Raw genomic sequence first — 19,170 nt, forward strand, 5'->3', positions numbered from 1 at the left:
TGCTCACCACTCCTTGTACGCGATGCCGTTGAGCCCCTTGCCCCGGGCCTTGGAATAAACGTCAAAGACGTCTTCGCCCTCCCGCGGGTTTTGAGCCGAGCTGTCATAAGAGCGCAGGCCCCAACCACCCTCGTCGTCACGCTTGACCGGTGCCAGCGGGTCATGGGGCAAGCGCCGCAGAAAATAGAACTTCGCCCCCTTGGCGCTGCGCACATCGCGCACGCCCTCTACCAGCACTTGCAGGTTCGGCGGGTAGCCGCTGCTGTTCAGCGACTTCTCGATGTAACCGGCGTCGAAGGCGCGTTTGTAGGCGTCGATGGCATCGCGAATCTGGTACAGCGCAGCCCGCAGGTCCTGCTCTTTACCCCGGCGTACCACGGTCTCGGTCAGCGGCGCGGCCATGCCGGCCAACAGGCCGATCAGGGCCAGCGTGACGACGACTTCGATCAGGGTAAAACCGCGCTCCGAGGCGTTCATGATCAAGGCTTCCCGACGACAACATTGGTAGTGATGGCGGAAGCGACCGGCCGATTGATCTGCCCGGCCTGAGTCGATTCTTCCGTCCGACGGTCCGGCGCCTGGATATGCATGCTGGTTTCGGTGCCGGTGGGGAACTCCATGTCCGACGGGCTCTGGTACGGCAGGTTGCGCACGATCCGCGGGGTGATCGACAGCACCAGCTCCGACTTGCCGACGGTGTCCTTGTTGCTGCCGAACAAGCGGCCCAGGCCCGGAATGTCGCCCAGCCCCGGGATCTTGTTGCCGGTGGCGCCATGGTCGTTGCGCATCAGGCCGGCAAGGATCTGGGTTTCGCCGTCATGCAGGCGCAAGGTGGTTTGCGCGTTACGGGTGTCGACCTGAACCGGAATGGTGCCCTGGCGGGTCGGCTCCAGCGGCGTGGCGTTACTCACTTCCAGGGCGATTTTGATCGCCACTTCGTTGTTCAGGTGCACGGTCGGTTGCACTTCGAGCTTCAGACCGACGTCCAGGTAAGTCACGCTTTCGGTGATCACCGGGCCTTGGGTCGAAGGCACTGAGGTGGCGCTGATGATCGGCACACGCTGACCGATGTGGATGCGCGCCTGTTCACGGTTGCTGACGCGAATCACCGGGCTGGCCAGGGTGTTGATGTCGTTGTCCTGCGCATTGATCTTGGCTTGCGGCGATGGCGAGATACTGATCCGGCTGGAATCGATGCCTTTGAGTTGATCGAGCAGGGTCACGGCCGAGCCGTCGCTGTTGACCACGCCAAAAGTGTTCGGCCATTGCAGGCCAAGGTCGAGAATCCGCTGGGTGGCGACTTCCATCACCTCCACTTCCAGCACCACTTCAGGGTTGGACTGGTCTTGGGATTGCAGGAGTTTTTCGGCCATGCGCACGGCGTCTTCGGTGTCGCGCATGGTCAGGGTGTTGAGGCGTTCATCGACGAACACGTCGCGGGTCTTGAGCATGGTTTTGATCATGTTCAGCGCGGTGTTGGCATCGATGCTGGTCAGGTAGAAGGTGCGCATCACCAGCTCTTGATAGTCCTTGAGCTTCTGCGGCGAGTCCGGGTAGATCAGCAAGGTGTTTTCGTTCACCACTTTCTGGTGCAGCTGGTTCTGTTGCAGCAGCAGTTCCACGGCGTCTTCGATGCGCACGTCGCGCACAAAGATGGTGGCTTTCATGTCCGGACGCAGGTCCTTGTCGAAGATGAAGTTCAGGCCGGCGACCTGGGACAGCACTTCGAAAATGGTCTTCAGGTTGGCGTCGCGAAACTCCAGGGTCACCGGCCGGTCCAGGCGGGTGCGCAGTTGCGGATACGGGACCACGTTGCGGCTCTGCACCAGGCGAATATTGCCTTGCAGTTCCAGGGCGCCGTCATTCTTCGGGTCCAGTTCGAGGATCTGTTTCACCTGGCGGTCGGCGCCGTAGATATCGCCGCGCCGCAGGTCACCCCGGGCCAGTTCGAGTTTGTCATCGAGGCTGCGCATGTGCTCGAGTTGGCGCATCGCGTCCTGGGCGCGGCGGTTGTTCGGTTCGATGGTCAACACCCGGCCGTAAGCCATGCGTGCAGAGGCGAAATCACGCTGGGCGCGGTCCATGTCACCCTGGGTCAACAACGCGGTGACCGCACGCGCCCGGCCGCTGGTCAGGGCCAGGTGCAGCTCGGTATCACGAGGGTTTTCCTTCAACCCTTCCTCGATGCGTGCCAGGCCAGCTTCGTACTGGCCCGACTCCATCAAGTCGGTCCCCTCTTCCCTGGCCACCTGCGCCGAACTGCACGCGGCCAGCCCTGCACAGAGGCAGACAAGGCTCATCAGCAAACGGGATCTGTTCATTGCGCGCTCCCCACAGACAAGGTCTGGGCCAAATGCAGAGGCAGGTAGACAAAGCTGAGTTCCACATCGGAAATCCCTTCGATCCGCCAGGTGTCGTCGATCACATCCCCTTTGCGCACGACGTATATTTTTTCGCCGTTCTGCAAAAACACTTGCAGGTCGGTGCGGTCATTCAGCTTGCCGATGAACTGGAAAGGCATCGGCGGTGCAGTGGGGACTTGCACCACCGGGGTCAGGTTGACGGGTTGTTCGTTGACGCTGGCGAGCACCGGTGCAGCTTTCCAGCTGCGGGCGGCAAACAGGTCGCCCGCCGGGCTCAGGTCCTTGATCACCGCCGGTTTGCCGGTGGCAGCAGCGGCCGGCAGTGCGCCGCGGGTTTTGCTTTTTTCGGGTGCGGCGACCGTGGCGACGGCCACCTCGCCGTCGTCTGCCGGCTGGAAGTAATCAGGCCCCCAGGTCAGCGCCGCGGCCACGCCGAAGAACGCCACCCAACCCACCACGCGCTTGGTATTCATCATGACCTCGACAGGTAAAGGGTCATGCGGATCCGCCCGGAGAGGTCGGTGTCGGCGATTTTTTTACGTTGAAACTCCACGTCCTCCACCACCACCGCCGGCAACTGGCCGAGCAAGGCGTGCAGGAAGCGCCGCAGTTGCGGATAGCTGCCGCGCACCGGCAGCAGAATTTGATAGCGGGCCAGGTGCGTCTTCGGGTCGATGCCCAAGGAATATTCGCCGCGCGCCAGGGTGATGTGTTCCTGGGCCGCCAGCGCATAGATCTTGTCGATGGCCACGGTGGCCTGCGGCTGGGAGGGCAACTTGCTGCGGAAGTCTTCGAGCTGACGCTGAGGCACCACCGGGGCGGCGACCGTGCCGTCTTCGACCTTGGCCAGGTACTCGCCGGCTTCGCGAGTCTGCTGGCTGAGCGTTTGCAGCGATTGCCAGTCCGGCATCAGGCCAACCAGGCCATACATCAGCGCCAGCACCAGCATTGCCAGCCCGGCCAGGCCGGGAATGCCCAGGCCTTGCAGGTACTCGTGGACGATCAATCTAGGGATTTGCATCACCGATCTCCCAGCTAGCCGACAGGTTGAATTGCACCGGGTGTTCCGGCACGTTGGCGACGATTTCGTGGCTCAGCAGCGACACATCGGACAGCTCGTCGCTGGCTTCCAGGCGCCGGTGGAAGTCGAGCATCGCTTCCAGGTTTCGCGCTTCGGCGCTGATCCGCACCTGACCTTTGCGCGCATCCGGGGTCAGGGTCAGCAAGGCAATGTCATCGCGCGGCATGGCTTCGAGCATGGCGAACAAGCGTTCCCACGGCCGGCGCAGTTGCTGGGACACCTTGCGCATCTCGGCCAGGTTCTGTGCCTGTTCGCGGATTTGCGCCGGGCTCAGGCTGAGCTTGCTGCCGGTGTCGCCGGTCAGTACGCGCTGGGCCGTTTGCAAATGGCCTTGCTGCTGCTCGGTGTGTTCACTGAGGTGTTGTTGAATGAAGACGCAGGTCAGCGTCAGCACCACGCCACCGGCCAGCAGGCTCCAGCCCAAGGGGCCCGAGCGGCGGCGCGGCTGAAAGTCGAGCATCAGGGCGCGCATGTCAGGCCACCGCCCGGGACATGACGTACAGGCAATCGCGTACGGCACTCCGGTCTTCTTCGAGGGTGCGTAACTGCACGCCGGGCACCTCGGGATGCGAGTCAATGCGCGCCGGGGCGTGCAGGTAAACCGTCAACGGCCGTTCGCTGGTGGACGCCTGCAATTGGCTTTCGCGGCCAATCAGTGCGGTCAGCGCGGCGTCGCTGTCGCTGCTGCCGACCGAACGCACCGACGTCCAGCGCCCTTCGCGGGCCAGCAACATCACGCTGCGCACGGGCTCGGCGACCACGAACAGGAAATCGCCGGCCTCAAAGCTTTTATCGAAGTGGTTGAACGCCGCCATCAGGTACGGCTGCACCGACCGCAGGCGCAGGCCACGCCCGGTGGCCAGCGTGCGCAGATGCGTCAGCAAGTCTTGCGGCAGCGCTGTGGCGACCCGGTCGTAACCGGCGGGTTCCGCTGACAGGACCATGCTCCAGGGTTGGCTCGGCACACCGAAAAGGTCTTCGAAGCACAGCCGGGCAAACCCTAGCAACTCATCGGGGCTGCTGATGTGTTCACTCCAGGGCACCAGGCAAAACCGGCTGAAGTGCCCGGAAATCACCACACTCAATTCGGCACCGGGACGGGTGTGTTCACCCAGCAAACGGTCAAGGGTTTCCAGGGCCACGGCCCAGGCATGAAAGCCTTCGTCGATAAACCCGACGCTGCCCAGCCACAGGGTTTCGCTGCCCCGCCGTTGCCCCAGGCCGACACCGCTGGAGCCGAGCACGGCGACATAACGCTCACGAGATAAAAGTGACACGATTAATCTCCTCGAGTGTGGTCCGGCCTTCCTGCACCAGCTCCAGCGCCGACTCGCGCAACAGGCGCAAGCCACGGCTGCACGCCAGGGCCTTGATTTTCGAAATGGGTTGGCGCTCGACGATCATTTGCCGCAACTCGTCGTCCAGGTGCAGTAACTCGGCAATCGCGGTACGCCCGCGATAACCGGTGCCTCGGCAATGGCCGCAGCCCTTGCCGTGGACAAAGTGGTAGTGGTCGACTTTCTGCGGATCGAGCCCCGACAGGCGCAACTCCTCATCGGTCGGGTAGCTCGGCGCGCTGCAACTGGCGCACACCAGCCGGATCAAGCGCTGGGCCAGCACTGCATTGAGCGCGGAGACCAGGCTGTACGGGTCGATTTCCATCTGGGTGAACCGGCCGATCACGTCGAACACGTTGTTGGCGTGGATGGTGGTGAACACCAGGTGGCCGGTGAGCGCCGATTGCACGGCGATCTGCGCGGTGTCGGGGTCACGGATTTCACCGACCATGATCTTGTCCGGGTCATGGCGCAGGATCGAGCGCAGGCCGCGCGCAAAGGTCAGGCCTTTTTTCTCGTTGACCGGGATTTGCAGCACGCCCGGCAGTTGGTATTCCACCGGGTCTTCAATGGTGATGATCTTTTCCACGCCGTGGTTGATCTCGGTGATCATCGCGTACAGCGTGGTGGTTTTGCCGCTACCGGTAGGGCCCGTGACCAGCACCATGCCGTAGGGTTCGGCCGCCAGCCGGCGCAAGTGGCGCAGGGTTTCGTCTTCAAAGCCCAGGGCTTGCAACTGCACGCCGCAGACCTTGTCCGCCAGGTCCTGTTTGTCGAGTACCCGCAGCACCGCGTCTTCACCGAAAATGCTCGGCATGATCGACACCCGGAAGTCGATCTGCCGGCCGCTGATGCCGATCTTGAAGCGACCGTCCTGCGGTACGCGTTTTTCGCCGATGTCCAGTTCGGCCATGACTTTGACCCGGGAAATCACCTGTTCGGCGAATTCGCTGCCCTGGATTTTGCTGATGTTGTTGAGGACGCCATCGATCCGGTACTTGATCACCAGGCCGCTGCCAGTGGTGCCCAGGTGGATGTCGCTGGCGTGCATTTTCAGCGCGTCGTAAAGGGTCGAGTTGACCAGTTTGACGACGACGCTGGCGTCTTCGCTGATGCTGGTCAGGGACAGGCTTTGCAGGGTATCGAGTTCGACGTTGATGTCAGCCTGGGCGTTGAGCGATTCCACCGCGTGGAAGCTCTCTTCGTGGCGCGCCAGATAAGCCTTCAGGTCGTCGGCATGTACCAGGTACAGCGGCGCGCCGTGCAGGCAGTCATCGATCCAGGCCAGACGGGCCGTGTCGAACGGGTCGGCAAACACGCCGATGACCGCCTCGTCGTGCCGCAGCAGGATGAATTCGCGCTTGATGCATTGGGCCAGGGTGACGCGGTCGAACACCGGGGTGGCTTGAAACAGGCTGTCGGTGTCGAGCACCGGATAATGCAGGGTAGCGCCGAGGCACTGGATGAACGGCATGGGAGCCAGTTCGCACAACACCCCGAGGGCTTCCAGTACCCGTTCGCCGGTACTGGCGGCCCGGGAGCGTGCCTGGGCCAGTTGCTCACTGGTGAATCGAGACGGTACACAATCCAACTGCGCCGGTTCGACGGCAAGGAATAGACGGTCCATGGCATGCTCTCCAACGCCGGGGGCTTTGAGCCCTGTCGACGCGGCGAGCAATTACGGCGGTGCCGGAACGTCTCGTCGCGCCACTACTCCCCGGTGAGCAATTGTTCGTCGTCTGGTGCCTTGGAGGTCGATGAACTTCGTCGACGATCTGCCAGCACCCAACTGCCGTCGTACAACTGCAGCGGGAAACTCTCGGTCCTGCTCTGGCGTCGTTCGACAAAACCTGCGGATGTGCTCATGCCTGCCTTGGGTTCGCGCTGCATGTCCAGAAGGTCGCAGACTGCTCGGGCCAATTCCGCCATTGGAAAGGGTTTGAACAGGATATGACTGACGCCCAGTTGCCGGGCCCGCTCACAGACTTCAGCGGTCGGGTGCCCTGTGATCAGTACAAAATGACACTTCCTGTTCTGGCGGACAGCATCGAGCACCTCAAAGCCTTCCATGTCGGGCAAGCGGTAATCGAACACCATCACATCGGGGGCAAACCGTTCGGCTTCACCGATACCCGTCGCCCCATCATGTGCAATCCGGACTTCCAACGCTTGCGCCTGAAGGTAATCCTTGAGGTTTTCGGCAAGGAGTTGTTCGTCTTCGACAACCAGTACTTTGTTTAACAAGGTCGACTCCTTGAACCACAGGTCCGATGTTTCAGCCCTGGGAGTACGCGCCTTAATGAGGCTAACGCACACTTCATGCCAGGCCGGGCGCCGGTTTTATTACCGTTGCACGTCGTTGATTTCCATGAAAAAACCATTTCGCCCAGAATCCCCGTCCCCCAAAGGCGGGGAAGCGTGCGGAGAGGCTCTGAAGCTTTTCCCCACTATTGGGGGGGAACCCTCACTCATCGTCAATCCGTTCGATGCGATTGCTTGATCGCAGCTGCGCCAAGGCCTGTAGACGAGCCTTGAGCTGTTGCTGTCGGGCAAGATAAGCCCTGACCATTTCAAGCCCCTGCTCTTCTGAGACATTGGCGGCCTCCCAGTGGTTCTGTACAAAGATCAAATGCCAGCCAACGGCCGTGCGCACCGGTTCACTGACGGTGCCTGGGGCCAGTGCAAAAGCGGCCGCCTCAAACTCCGGGTACATGCGCCCGCGAGGAAAGGAGCCCAGGTCACCGCCTTCTGCGGCGGATGCGTCTTCGGAACCGGCCCGGGCCACGCTGGCAAAGTCTTGACCCTGGCTGATTTTCACACGCATCTCCTCTAAGCGTAGTCGCGCCGCCTCAACTGTGGCGGAATCGGCGCCCTGAGGCACTTTGACCAGGATGTGCCGGGCCTGGACTTCCTCGGGCCGGCTCATCTCGGCGCGGTGTTCGGCATAGAACGCGCGGACCTGTTTTTCGTCCGGGCCGGTGACCTTGGTCAGCTCGGCGAATACCTGCTGGGCCGCCAGTTCGCGCCGGGTATATTCGGTAAAACCGGCCTCGTCGAACCCGGCATCCTGCAGACGCCGGGCGAACACCTCGGCGCCACCCATGGCCTGTCGGGTCTGATCGACCTGACTTTGCACCGTGGCGTCACTGATCACCAGCCCGCGCTTGACGGCTTCCTGCCACAGCAATTCCTTGTCGATCAAGGCTGTCAGCGCCGCCTGTCGCAACTGCTTGTACGCCTTGGGATTACGAATGCTGGCCACCGCCCGGCCCTGATCCTCCAGGTATTCGGCGAAGTAACGCTCCAGGCGAAAGGCAGAGATTTCCTCGCCGTTGACCCGCGCGGCGGCCGGGCCATTGCTGCAGAAGGCCATTGGCGCCCACATCGTCAGCAGGATCAGCAGTGTGTTGAGCTTCATCATCGACCTCCTATCAAGGTGCGGCGGCAATCGGTTTGTAAGGTGCGACCAGATAGAAACGCTGGTCGGGCAAGTCCACGGTGACGATATGCGCGCCACTCAACCCCAGGCGACGGCCCGGCCCGAAGCTGATCAGCGGGGTCAGCCCGGTGTCGAAGTCATGCAGGCCTTCCAGGGCACTGATGAGTTTCTCGCGGCTGGCATCGCGGCCGGCCTGTTTCATGCCTTCGCTGAGCAGCAGCATCGAACTGAACGCGCCGACTTGCAGCACCGCGTGTTCGCCGCCAAGTCCCTGGTGTTTGCGCAACTGGGTCAGGGCCAGGCGTCCGGCCAGCGTCCAGTCGCTGGGCACGAACGGATACGCCAGAAACACCCGCTGGGAAAAACTACTGGGTACCTGGAACAGATCGCCTGCCACCTGGTTCGACGCCGCGAACAGGTAAGGCACTTGCCCCGCCCTCTGCAAACGTTCGGCGAATTGACTGAAACCACCGCCGCTGCCCAGGTAAAACACCGACCGCGAGCCCAATGGCAGTTCGTCCTGCGCCGAGGCGTAGGCTTTGAGGGTGACCTTCTGCCAGGCGCGGTCCTGCAAGTACTGGCCGAGATTCTGCGCCGCCAGCCGCTGGCTCGGCTCGTCCGGGTAGGTGATCAGCGTCGGTCCCTGGAGCACGCGCAAACTGTCGGTGGCGTAATCGGCCAGGGCAATCAGTTGCTCACGCAAGCCCGGCAGCGGTTCGAAAATCTGCCGACTGGATTGCGCCGAGCCCAGCAGCGACAGCGGCCCGATCAGCGGTATCCCGGCCCGTTCCAGGCGTGCGGCCAGGTCCGAGTCCAGTGCCGGTACCAGCGGCGCGATCAGGGCGAACACCTGTTCCTGCTCGATCAACCGGTCCAGGGCCTGCTCGGCACTGGCGCGGTCGGGGCCGGGGTCGAGAATGGTCAGGCGCAACTGCCGGCCATGAATCCCGCCCGCCTGGTTGATCCGCACCACGCTGCCGTTGAGCACCGCCGCCACCGTGGCGCCCTCCTCGGCCAACGGTCCCCGCGCCGGCAACAAGGTGCCCAGGTGCAGGCTGTCGGGGGTCAGGCCCGGGTCGCGCTCATCGGCCAGGCGCTTGAGGTAGGCCGTGAGGTTGCGCTGATCATTCATCGACAGCACGAACCGCGGCATCGCCGGGTCGAGCCGATTGTTGCCGGGGTCACGTCCTTCCTGGATGGCCCGCGCCAACGTGCCCTCGGTATAGGCCGGGTAACTGCGGCCGTTGATTTGCTGTTGGCCGTAGTGACGGGTGAGCCGCGACCAACTCAGATCCGGCGGTCGCACCCCGCCTTCGGGTCGCCCCAGACCATCGGCACCGTGGCAATTGGCGCAGGGCAAGCTGCTCGCCGGCAGCAGCATATCGGCCGCGCCGACCCGGGCCATGATCGGCTCACCGCTTCCGGACAGCCCCTCGCGGTACAGCCGTTTGCCGGCGCTTTCGCTGGGACTCAGCGGCAACGCCTGGGCGGCGAGGCTGAGGCCACCGAGCAGGAGCAGGACGAGGGCGAGTGCGGTTTTCATGGTACGACTCAACGACCGACCACGGGCATTGTCAGCAACTGCAAGCGCTGGGCAATGGCGGCGGCCGGGGCATCGGGACGGATTTTGCTCCAGCGTTTATTGGCCACGTCCCCCACGATCAGTTGCGTGGAATGCTGTTCCGGGGTGGGCACGATCTGGCCGATGCGCCCCAATACGAGGTCCATCTGCGCCTTGTCGCCCGTAAGAAAAAGCCAGTGGGGCCCATTGACGCCCTGCTTCAAGGTGTAAGCCTTGAGCACCGCCGGGGTGTCCCGCAGCGGATCACTGGTAAGGGAGATGAAGGTAATACCGTCGGCCTTGTCACCCAACACCTCGCGAACCTCCTTGAGTTTGCGGGTGATCAGCGGGCAGGCATCGTTGCAACTGGTGAAAATCACGTTCAGCAGCACCACACGGTTTTGCAGCGCGTCGCTATAGAAACGCAGGGTGTTGCCGTCCTGGTCCTGCAACGGCGTGTCGGTGAACCAGGTTTTCGCATCACGCGTGCCTGTGGCCGGTTGTGCGGCGGCTACGGCAGGCGCCGAGACTGCGTGCTCTTCGTGGGAAAACGCCATAAAGCTGACAATACAAAAGCACATGGTCAGGAGGATCAAAAAGAGCGCTTTCATGGCTGTTGCTCCATGGCGATGGCGGTGTGTTTGGCGTGGGCGTTGCGCTGGCCACTGAGTTTCTCGACTTCACGGGTCAGCACTGCCGGGTCGGTGAAGCCGTAATAGCGCGTCCAGTGGCGGCTGTTGCCATCACCCACCAGGATCAGTGGCTGATGACTCTTGAAGTCGCCGCTGAAGGTGCCGAGGCCCTTGAGGGTTTCGTTGATCGACTGTGAACTGCCGGTGAGCCAGCTCCAGCCCGGCCCCTTCTGGAAACTGCGGGCGTAGTCGTTCAGGCGCTTGGCGTCATCGCGCTGCGGGTCGATGCTGATCGACACCAGTTGCACCTCACTGCCCACCCGTGCCCCGAGTTGTTTCTGCACCTTGCCCATGATCGACGACACCACCGGGCAGACCGTGGTGCAACTGGTGTAGATGAAACTCATCACCACAATCTTGTTGGTCACCAGATCTTTTTCCAGGCGCACCGCTTTGCCGTTCTGGTCCTCCAGCGTCACGTCGGCGAATTTGACCTGGGCGCTTTCCGAACGGGCGGCCTTGGCGGGCATGTCATGCCCGGCATGCTCATCCGCCGAGTGAGCCAAGGCGTGCCCGATACCGACAGCCAGCAGGCAGAACGTCAGCAGTCCACGATGTGCAAATCGGTTCATGTCGAATTCCTCTTCAGTGGGCATCGCCGGGCAGGACCCGAACGCTGGCAAAAGTCTTGTCGTCGAAGCTCGCCCCCAGGGACGCCGCACGCACATGCAGGTACCAGGCGCCGCTCTGGTCGAGGGTCACCGGGGCTTCATAGATGCCGTTGCCGACATCCAGCGCGACGACTTCCTGGGTCCGCGACGTCGGGGCGCGGAAGTAGCGCACCTGAACGTCCTTGACCCCGCTGCGCTGCGTCTTCTGTTTGCCCTGGACGATGCGAAAGCGCACGACATAAGGGCTGCCAAGGGTGGCGGTGGAGGTGTCGAGCAGGAACTCCACTTTCGGCGCCCCGGCGTGCTGCACGCGCGTGGTGTCCGGTTCCACCAGCGTGGTGAAGCAATGAATGATGTTCGGTTGATTGAGCAGGAAGGCCACGTCGAAACGCCCGGCGGCCGGCAGTTTGATCCGCGCGCTGTACAGCCCCGGCTCGACTTCGCGCAGGCTGCGGTCGATGACCATCGCCGCGCGCGCCACTTGCCCGCGATTGGGGTAACCGGACATCGGCGCGTTCATGCCTTCGGCGTAGAAGTAGGTGGTGTTGTCCACCGGGTTGACCACGAACACCGCGTTGTCATCACGCGACACCGCCAGGCTCGATGCCAGCGGCAAATCGCCGGCCAGCCGTGGTGCCTGTGGCCCGGCTTCGAAGCCCTGGCTGATCGGCGTGCGGCCCTCACCGAGCGACGACAGGTTGATCATGGTGACCTTGGCCGAAGCCAGGCCGCGCACGTAGGCGTAGGCCTTGGTGAACACCACTTGGTAGGGTTCGGCGGAGACGTCCAGTTGATGGATCAGTGAATCGGTGGCAGCGTCGATCACCGAGGCCTGGTTCTCCAGGGTGTTAAGGACGATGCCGAAACGACCATCGGCGCTGAAACCCATCGGGCCCAGGCCTTGTTTCATCTTGATCACCCGGCGCACGGCGAGGCTGGCGGTATCGACCACGGTCACCGTGCCGTCCTTGCCATCGGCGACATACACCGCCTGGGACAGCGGCGAGTACGCCACCGACAACGGATGCGAGCCGGTCTTGAGTTGTTTGCTGAGGGTCAGGCTGGCGATGTCGATGATGCTCAGGGTGCCATCGTCGCGGTTGCTGACGAAGGCGTAACGGCTGTCTTTGCTGAAGGCGATTTCGTGGTGCCCGGCACCGGTGGCCAGGTGTTTGAGGGTTTGCAGGCTGCGAGTGTCGATGACCGTGACCCCGGATTCGGCGGCGGTTTTCGCATTGTTGCCGACCCACAGCAGACGCTCATCCGGTTGCAAGGCCACGCGCACCGGGTTGCTGCCGGCGGCCACCGAGTCGATCACCTTGAACTGTTCGCTGTCGATCACCGCCACTTCCCCGGCCGTGGGCATCGAGACGAACACGCGTTTGTTGTCCCTCGGTGTGACCCAATCCATCGGCGGTTGCTTGATGTCGATCCGCGCCATGGTGCTGGTGATGCCGCCCACCGACACCGAAGGATCGACCACCGTGACGCTGGCATCGCGGTTCATCACCAGCAGGAAGTAGCTGTTGAGGTCGAGCAGCGGCCGCGCGCCGATGCTCGATTTGAGAAACACCCCGACCCGGGATTTGCAGCTGCGTTCGCGCCCCTGGGCCTGGTCGGCGGCGACGGCTTCCGGGTCGAGCCAGGCACCGGGTGCGACACCGGACAGTGGCTGGCCAGAAGCGCTGTCAGTGACCCGAAAACGCACGTCGGCGAAGCCCCCCTCGCGCAGCACGCCGTCCTCGGCCAGCGGCTTGACCTCAAGCGCCACCGACACCCCGTCGCGCTCCAGTTTCTGGCCGGTCCAGGTGTCTGGCAGCGCGATCTCGCTGAGCATGTCCGGCGGGGTCGTGCGCCATACCCCCAGCCAGATCAGCGCCAACCCGACAACCAGCGCACACCCGGCGATTTTGATGGTCCTGTTCATGTCGCATCTCCCCTTACAGATCCTTGTCTGCCTTTCCCCTTGTAGGAGCGAGGCTTGCCCGCGAAGGCGTCATCTGCCACACCTCCGACACCGAGGTGAACCCTTCGCGGGCAAGCCTCGCTCCTACAGGGGCGGTGTCGCCCCATCCCGGCCGTTACGGCGCTGGCGCCGGCTCAGGCTCGTTAGTCACCCGCAGCAATCCCCACAACCCGGCGGTGTTGCCATAGGCGCCGTAATCGCGGAACAGGTAGTCGCCCGGTATCGCATTGCTGCCCCCGGCGCTCGGGTGCATGAAGCTGAAGTGCGCCGCCGGCAGGATGCTTTCCCGTGCGCCGATGTACATCGACATCGGGTTGTAGCCGAACCGCACCGAACCCACCCCTGGCGAACTCATCGGATAACCACCGGTATCGCTCTTCTCCGACTGGAACGGGTTGACCGACCAGACGTGGCCGTCAAGCTGGAAGGTCGTACCGCGGCTGCCACCGGTGGGCATCATGATGTGCGTGCGGAACGGTTGCCCCGGCTTCACATACAGCACCGGCGTTTGCGGATCGCCGCCCACCAGCGCGTTGCTGTAGGCCATGTGCGCATTGGGCACGTCACCATAACCATGGCCATCGGCATGCCCGAATGGCGCATCCGGTGCCAAGCCGAAGCGGAACCACAGCGGCTCGGCCTTGTAGTTGATGGCCATGCTCGAGTTGTCCTGCGGGTCGGTGGGCACACCCAGGCCTTCGGCGGCAATGCCTTCCACCGGCCGGCCGTTGGCCCAGCGGATGTTCAGGGCTTTCTGCCAGACCATCGCAAAGTCGCGGTAGGTGGTTTGCCCCGGTGCGGTGACCGTGGCCGTCACTTTGCGCGCATCGTCAACCCAGGTCGCGCCAATCGGCAGAATGCTCATCGCCCCGCCCAGGCCTTTCTGCGGCTGTTTGATGACGTCCGCCGGAGTGAAATTAAGCCCGCCGAACTCCACCGCCGTGGCGTTGATGTTGTCGACACTGCGGCCCAGTTGCGTGATCGGCTTGCCTTCACGCTCCAGGTGCCCGGCGTAGTACTGATAGGTACGCGTCGGGTACGCGCCGGTGTTTCCAACACGGGGCGGCACGGTCTGGATCGGGTTGGCGCCGACGTTGGTGCCGTCGGATTTGGTGATGTCGTACGCCAGCAGTTGCGCGTGCAGGCCAACGTGGCTGGACGGCCGCATCAGGTTGTTGCTGAAGGTGGTCGAGCCCAGGCCGCTGTTGCGATCGCGCTTGACCATGCCTTGCATCACGGCCGTCTGGGTCAAGTCCGGCATGACCATCGGCAGGCGGTTTTCCAGGGTGATGTTGATGCAATCACCCGCAGCGGCACGCAACACCAGCGGTTCGACGGGCACACCGGATTTGAGCTTGCCGGTGATCGGATCGAGGTCGCCCTTGCGCACATACAGGATCGCCGTCGGGTCATGCAGCGGCCCGCTTTGCCCGCCGATGGTGAACGTCTCACCGTCTTCAGGATCGGTCACGGTGACCTGCGGAATGCTCACAGGGCGCGAGTTGAACACCAGGGTGCCACCCGCCGGATTCAACGGCCCGCCGACGTGTTGCCCGAGCCCGGCCGGATCGCCGATGGCCAGGTTCAGCGGGTTGCGCAGAATGTCGTTGGCCAGCGCCGCGACCACTTCATAGTTGCGTTGCACAGTCGGCCGGGTACCGATGCCATTCGGGTTGGCGCCATACCGTGGACAGATGCCATCGAACGCCACCGTGTTGCGCATGCCGGCCGGTTTCGGGTTGTTCGGCAGCGCGAACAGATCGCTGCGCTGGGCCGTGTAGTTGCGCATCACGCCCCAGATCCCGTTCCAGTAGCCTTCCAGCGACGCGTCCATCGAGTACAGGTAGTCACCCGTGGTCGCCGCCGAGCTGGACACCATCGACACCGGCGCATTGAAGCCCATCTGCTCGGAAATCCCGACCATCTGTGACGCGCGCCAGCCGGAGTTGGAGCTGTTGCCGTAACCGGAACCGCTTTGCAGCCATTTCACGCCGTGCAGGGTCACGTTGTGCTCTTCTTCGTGACCGCCGGCATGCACCCGCAGCCGCACGTTGTCACCGGTGTACGTGCGCAGCATTGGGGTGAACGGGTCGCCCGGTTCCGCACCGCCACGGTTGATGTGCGGCGGGAACAGCGTGGTGCCGCCCGTTGGGCCGGTGGCCGCGGTGACCAGGTTCGGCGCCAGGTTCATCGCCGGGATGGCGCGGTCGGTGCGGCTTTGCATGGCGTACGCCAAGTCACCGCCGAGGCCGTCGGCCTGCATGCCGCGCTTGCCGTCCGGGCCCACCTTGTTCGGGTCGTACACCCGCAGGGCCAACGGTTCGTTGCGGTAATTGACCACGAACATACCCGGGTCATCGACCGAGATGGCTTGTGGGCAAGGCCGGCTTGGGCAGCCGGGAACTTGCCCGCCCTGCACTTCAACGATCCCTTCCAACAGGTTGCTGGCGTTATTGCGCACCGGCGGGTTGATCGCGTAGCGGAAGCTGTCAGCGGTGGCCGGGAACGCTTGCGGGTTAGGCACGCCGTTCGGGCCAGCGCCCACGTACACACCGGCTTCATAGGCGTGCTGGAAGTCGCTGTATTCGAGGAAGAACTCACGGAAGCTGTCGTTCTTGCCGTCACCGTCCAGGTCGCCGGTGGACACCACCGCTTGCCATGAAGTCGGCCCGCCGTCCTGCCGCGCGCCGCTGTACAACGGCTCGCCGGTTTCGGCGTGGAACCAGGTGGAACCGGCCGGTTCAGCCAACACGGTGGCGTACAGGCCAATCTGCTGGTGAGTCGATGGGCCCAGGTGGTCGTGGGTGAAAATGGTCCCCAGGCCACGGTCGACACCTTTGGCGTTCACCACCGGATCGACAAACCAGCGCTGCATCGCCGTGCGCGCCCCGACCCAGTCGGCCCGGCCATATTGGCCGAAGAACGGGTGATTCTTGGCTTTCGGGCAGGCCGGTGTGCCGTCACGCGGGTCGGTGCCTTGGCACTGGTTGAACTCGCGAATGGCGTGGATGCGCTCTTGCACCGCGCCGGGGGAAAGCACGCCGTCCTCGTAGTTCCAGCCGTTGGCCGAACCGTCGGCCGCGGTCAGGTCCCATTTCGGCAGGTGGATGTGCTGGCCGATCACGTCCGTCGGCGTGCGCACCTGATAGTCGTCCATCTCATAGGTGGCCGGCACCAGGTTGGTTTGCTGGTACTGCACGCAGTCGAAAGTGTTCATGCGCATCACCAGCGGTTCTGGCGGACGCTGCTTGGTGATCACCGGCCAGGCGTCTTCCCACAGCGCCAGAATGCGCGCTTGCGGGAAGTGATAGCCGACCTTGTTGTAGACCGCATCGAACTGGATGTTCGCCGCTTTATAGACCCGCGGACGGTCGGCAGTGAAGGTTGATGAGCCGATGAAGGACATGCCGTCGACCCGTTCACCACTGGCAAACTCGCCGGTGCCGGCGCTGCTGGTCAGGCGTTTTTGCCGGTCGTCCATGCACGGTTCGTAGTACGGCGCGCCAGCAATCGGCAACGCGCCGTTGGTGCGGAAGTTACGCGCCACGACTTGATTACCGGGCAGCACAGCGAAGCTTGGGTGGTCTTTTTTGGCGTGGAACGCCATGGCCGCCTGTTCGACGTCAGTGCCCTCTTCCGGCATGTAAATGGGTTTGGCGCGGGTCACTTCCTTGGAAAAATCCAGGGACGTGGTGATGGTGTTGGCCTGGCCACCGGCGGAGAAACCGTCCAGGGAGTGGCGCCCCAAACCGCCGTCCCAACCACCGGACTGAGCTGGGTCGAGGTTGGCCCACAAGGCGTTGCCGCTGGTCTTCAAGGCCTGGGCCTTGGCGGCGTCGAGCATGTCCAGCGGTGGCGTCGGCGGCCGTTGGCCGACCGAACTTTCCATGCCGCCGATCCAGAACGGATAGCCAGGGTTTTTCAGGCTGCCGTCGGCGTTGCGGTTGGCTTCGCTGCGATCCACCAGAGCCAGCGAACCGATGGCTTGAGCACCGCCGTTGCCGCCATGGTGTTCGCCGTCGTCGTCCTCTTCGTCATCGTCATCACCACCGGCCACCAGGGTTTCACCGATCTTCGGCACGATCGCGACCTTGCCGGGCATCGGTGCCATGGCTTTGCCCGGCAGCGGCACGACCGCAGGAATCGGTGTACCGGCAATGATCTCGCCATCGGGCAAGGCCCGAGCGCCCGCCGCCGGTTTACCGCTGCGCAGCGCGTAAGGTTCGCTGTGATAACCGTCGGCGCCCTGCTGGGACACCTCAAGTTTGGTGCCTTCTTCAAACACATCGTGCACCCGCCACATGCTCCACATGCCCTGGGCGAAGTGCGGGTAGAAATGGCAGTGATAGATCGCATCACCGGCTACGCGGTTGCGGTTGCCTGAACCACCGTTGGCGATTTCATAGGTGTAGCCCGCGCCCGGACCAATGCCTTGGGCATCGACATAATCGGAGTTGTCATCGTTGGGGTTGAACAGCCACTGGTGCCCGTGCAAGTGGAAGATGTGCTGCTCATGGCCGTTGTGGGTGTTGCGGAATTTGACGAAGTCACCGATGTAGCTGTGGTTGACGTTGGACGGCTCGGACGGGTACAGCGCCATCGTCGCCTTGACGCCGATCTGATCGGCCCTGGGTGTCTGGCCCGGAAGAATGCCTTCCAGACCGGCGTTGGCCGGTACGTCCACCAGCATCGCGACGTCGCCGACAGTGTGCGAGCTGAGGAAGAATTCTTCATAGGCGCAGGACAGGCAGTCGTGCATTGGCCCCACGCCCAAACGGTTGGCGACTACTTCGGCGCCCATGCCGCCGGAGCCGTAGTTGATCATGAACGAGTCGCGGGTGGGCTCCAGCACGTGGGCCATCACCGGGTCTGCAAAGTAGGCCGGGAATGCCTGGGTCGCGGCGGTTTCATCCTGGAATTGCGAGGCGAAATCGCGGAACGGTTCCAGCCGATTCGGCAGCGCCGGGTTGCGTTTGCCGATGGCTTCCAGCGGATAGGTCGATGGCGGGAAGCTGCCATCGGCGTTGCTGCCCATCACGATCGCGTCGCTCTCGCTGGAAATGATTTCATTACCGTCGACCATGTTGATGATCGGCGTGCCGGCCTTGCCCTCGCGGATCCACGGTTCGCGCTGCGGGTAGCGCGCCTGGTAATCGACGATCGGCTGCCCGGCCGGCGTGCGGCCAGCGCTGGCCAGACGCATTTCCTCTTCGGTCACGGTGTTGCGATAGGTGCGGCCGCCCTTGGGCACCACCACCACTTCGCCAAACAGGCCGTTGGCCACGTTGCCCGCATCCCCTTCGCCGCCGAACGTCGCGCCACGACTGCTGGCGGCAAACGCCCCTTCACGCTCGGCGTACAACGTGTAGGAACGGGTGGCGCCCGGAGGGATCAAGGTATTGGCGTTGCGCCCGGTATAGGAGGCGATGTCGTCGATGCTATTGACCGCCTGCATGCCGTTGACCTGGAAGCCGACATGGCGGTCGGTGACCTGCTCGTCGACCTTGAACTCGTCTGCGTTGCCGACGGCGACTTCACCTTCAATCTCTTCCTCTTCCCCGCCTTCATGGCTGCCAGGGTTGGCCTGATACGCCAGCAGGTTCTGCAGGTTGATGGTCAGGCAATCCCCGGCGGCGACGCGCAGTACCAGTGGACGCGGACGCTTGTCGGGTCGCAGCGAGACTTTGCCCGGCACCGCCGCCCCGCCCTGGGCCAGGGACATGTTGTGGTCGTCGACTACATCGCGGCGCAGGGCGAACATCATGCCATTGACGTTCTGCGCGCCGAGGCGGTTGAACATCAGCGGCTGGTCCAGTGCCACGACGTTGGCCACCAGATTGCGCTCGCAGCGGACGGCTGCCTCGGCCAGCTCGATGCCAAGCATCGATGCTACCAAGAGCAGGAATTTTAAAAGGGACGGAGCGTAGGGTCTGCCGGTCATGATCACGGGCCTCGCTGTGGGTGCTCACAGGAATAATTCTCGACAAATCCGTTAGAGCAATCCGCATGCCATAAAAAAATCAGTTAATTTTCAATTAGTTACAGATATCACTTAACAACTCGGGGGATATTCCCCCACTTATCCCCCCCACTTTCCTGACCGCCGATAACGCCTATCCC

At 63.2% G+C, this 19,170-nt stretch carries 14 protein-coding genes; all 14 read right to left on the reverse strand.

What is annotated here, in order from left to right; all coding sequences use genetic code 11:
- Nucleotides 1-3: 3 nt before the first annotated feature.
- The 14 genes from ACA057_RS20325 to mnxG all read right to left on the reverse strand — a co-directional run bounded on the left by ACA057_RS20325 (nucleotide 4) and on the right by mnxG (nucleotide 18,991).
- Complete coding sequence (locus tag ACA057_RS20325; protein WP_497341757.1) at nucleotides 4-477, reverse strand: type II secretion system protein; 474 nt, start codon at nucleotides 475-477, stop codon at nucleotides 4-6.
- Between the two features lie 2 nt (nucleotides 478-479).
- Nucleotides 480-2,321, reverse strand: coding sequence for a secretin GspD/PilQ domain-containing protein (locus ACA057_RS20330; RefSeq protein WP_497341759.1), 1,842 nt, complete (start codon nucleotides 2,319-2,321; stop codon nucleotides 480-482).
- Nucleotides 2,318-2,836, reverse strand: coding sequence for a hypothetical protein (locus tag ACA057_RS20335; protein WP_497341761.1), 519 nt, complete (start codon nucleotides 2,834-2,836; stop codon nucleotides 2,318-2,320). Before ACA057_RS20335 ends, ACA057_RS20330 begins: the two co-directional genes overlap by 4 nt.
- Nucleotides 2,836-3,384: a GspMb/PilO family protein gene (locus ACA057_RS20340; protein ID WP_497341763.1), complete on the reverse strand. Its 549-nt coding sequence runs from the start codon at nucleotides 3,382-3,384 to the stop codon at nucleotides 2,836-2,838. Before ACA057_RS20340 ends, ACA057_RS20335 begins: the two co-directional genes overlap by 1 nt.
- Nucleotides 3,371-3,916 (reverse strand): PilN domain-containing protein, encoded by a 546-nt coding sequence (locus tag ACA057_RS20345; RefSeq protein WP_497341765.1) that lies wholly within the window; start codon nucleotides 3,914-3,916, stop codon nucleotides 3,371-3,373. The genes ACA057_RS20340 and ACA057_RS20345 overlap by 14 nt, the downstream gene beginning before the upstream one ends.
- 1 nt (nucleotide 3,917) lies before the next feature.
- Nucleotides 3,918-4,721 (reverse strand): hypothetical protein, encoded by an 804-nt coding sequence (locus ACA057_RS20350; protein WP_497341767.1) that lies wholly within the window; start codon nucleotides 4,719-4,721, stop codon nucleotides 3,918-3,920.
- Nucleotides 4,702-6,408, reverse strand: coding sequence for a GspE/PulE family protein (locus tag ACA057_RS20355; RefSeq protein WP_497341769.1), 1,707 nt, complete (start codon nucleotides 6,406-6,408; stop codon nucleotides 4,702-4,704). Before ACA057_RS20355 ends, ACA057_RS20350 begins: the two co-directional genes overlap by 20 nt.
- 83 nt (nucleotides 6,409-6,491) lie before the next feature.
- On the reverse strand, nucleotides 6,492-7,025 hold the full coding sequence (locus ACA057_RS20360; protein ID WP_497341771.1) for a response regulator: 534 nt from the start codon (nucleotides 7,023-7,025) through the stop codon (nucleotides 6,492-6,494).
- Nucleotides 7,026-7,245: 220 nt separating this feature from the next.
- Nucleotides 7,246-8,199, reverse strand: coding sequence for a peptidylprolyl isomerase (locus tag ACA057_RS20365; RefSeq protein ID WP_497341773.1), 954 nt, complete (start codon nucleotides 8,197-8,199; stop codon nucleotides 7,246-7,248).
- A 13-nt stretch (nucleotides 8,200-8,212) separates the two neighbouring features.
- Nucleotides 8,213-9,763 (reverse strand): cytochrome c/ABC transporter substrate-binding protein, encoded by a 1,551-nt coding sequence (locus ACA057_RS20370; RefSeq protein ID WP_497341775.1) that lies wholly within the window; start codon nucleotides 9,761-9,763, stop codon nucleotides 8,213-8,215.
- Between the two features lie 8 nt (nucleotides 9,764-9,771).
- Nucleotides 9,772-10,392, reverse strand: coding sequence for an SCO family protein (locus tag ACA057_RS20375; RefSeq protein WP_497341777.1), 621 nt, complete (start codon nucleotides 10,390-10,392; stop codon nucleotides 9,772-9,774).
- On the reverse strand, nucleotides 10,389-11,045 hold the full coding sequence (locus tag ACA057_RS20380; RefSeq protein ID WP_497341779.1) for an SCO family protein: 657 nt from the start codon (nucleotides 11,043-11,045) through the stop codon (nucleotides 10,389-10,391). The genes ACA057_RS20375 and ACA057_RS20380 overlap by 4 nt, the downstream gene beginning before the upstream one ends.
- A gap of 13 nt (nucleotides 11,046-11,058) precedes the next feature.
- A complete protein-coding gene (locus tag ACA057_RS20385) occupies nucleotides 11,059-13,011 on the reverse strand; it encodes a YncE family protein (RefSeq protein WP_497341781.1) in 1,953 nt (650 codons plus the stop codon).
- A 154-nt stretch (nucleotides 13,012-13,165) separates the two neighbouring features.
- A complete protein-coding gene (mnxG, locus tag ACA057_RS20390; RefSeq protein WP_497341783.1) occupies nucleotides 13,166-18,991 on the reverse strand; it encodes a manganese-oxidizing multicopper oxidase MnxG in 5,826 nt (1,941 codons plus the stop codon).
- Nucleotides 18,992-19,170 lie beyond the last annotated feature (179 nt).

Source organism: Pseudomonas sp. LBUM1661 (assembly GCF_059695925.1).

What these genes read in the sequence shown, in the direction of transcription:
- ACA057_RS20325 (WP_497341757.1), bottom strand. Translation starts at nt 477, where the DNA reads ATGAACGCCTCGGAGCGCGGTTTTACCCTGATCGAAGTCGTCGTCACG.
- ACA057_RS20330 (WP_497341759.1), bottom strand. Translation starts at nt 2,321, where the DNA reads ATGAACAGATCCCGTTTGCTGATGAGCCTTGTCTGCCTCTGTGCAGGG.
- ACA057_RS20335 (WP_497341761.1), bottom strand. Translation starts at nt 2,836, where the DNA reads ATGAATACCAAGCGCGTGGTGGGTTGGGTGGCGTTCTTCGGCGTGGCC.
- ACA057_RS20340 (WP_497341763.1), bottom strand. Translation starts at nt 3,384, where the DNA reads ATGCAAATCCCTAGATTGATCGTCCACGAGTACCTGCAAGGCCTGGGC.
- ACA057_RS20345 (WP_497341765.1), bottom strand. Translation starts at nt 3,916, where the DNA reads ATGCGCGCCCTGATGCTCGACTTTCAGCCGCGCCGCCGCTCGGGCCCC.
- ACA057_RS20355 (WP_497341769.1), bottom strand. Translation starts at nt 6,408, where the DNA reads ATGGACCGTCTATTCCTTGCCGTCGAACCGGCGCAGTTGGATTGTGTA.
- ACA057_RS20365 (WP_497341773.1), bottom strand. Translation starts at nt 8,199, where the DNA reads ATGAAGCTCAACACACTGCTGATCCTGCTGACGATGTGGGCGCCAATG.
- ACA057_RS20370 (WP_497341775.1), bottom strand. Translation starts at nt 9,763, where the DNA reads ATGAAAACCGCACTCGCCCTCGTCCTGCTCCTGCTCGGTGGCCTCAGC.
- ACA057_RS20375 (WP_497341777.1), bottom strand. Translation starts at nt 10,392, where the DNA reads ATGAAAGCGCTCTTTTTGATCCTCCTGACCATGTGCTTTTGTATTGTC.
- ACA057_RS20380 (WP_497341779.1), bottom strand. Translation starts at nt 11,045, where the DNA reads ATGAACCGATTTGCACATCGTGGACTGCTGACGTTCTGCCTGCTGGCT.
- ACA057_RS20385 (WP_497341781.1), bottom strand. Translation starts at nt 13,011, where the DNA reads ATGAACAGGACCATCAAAATCGCCGGGTGTGCGCTGGTTGTCGGGTTG.
- mnxG (WP_497341783.1), bottom strand. Translation starts at nt 18,991, where the DNA reads ATGACCGGCAGACCCTACGCTCCGTCCCTTTTAAAATTCCTGCTCTTG.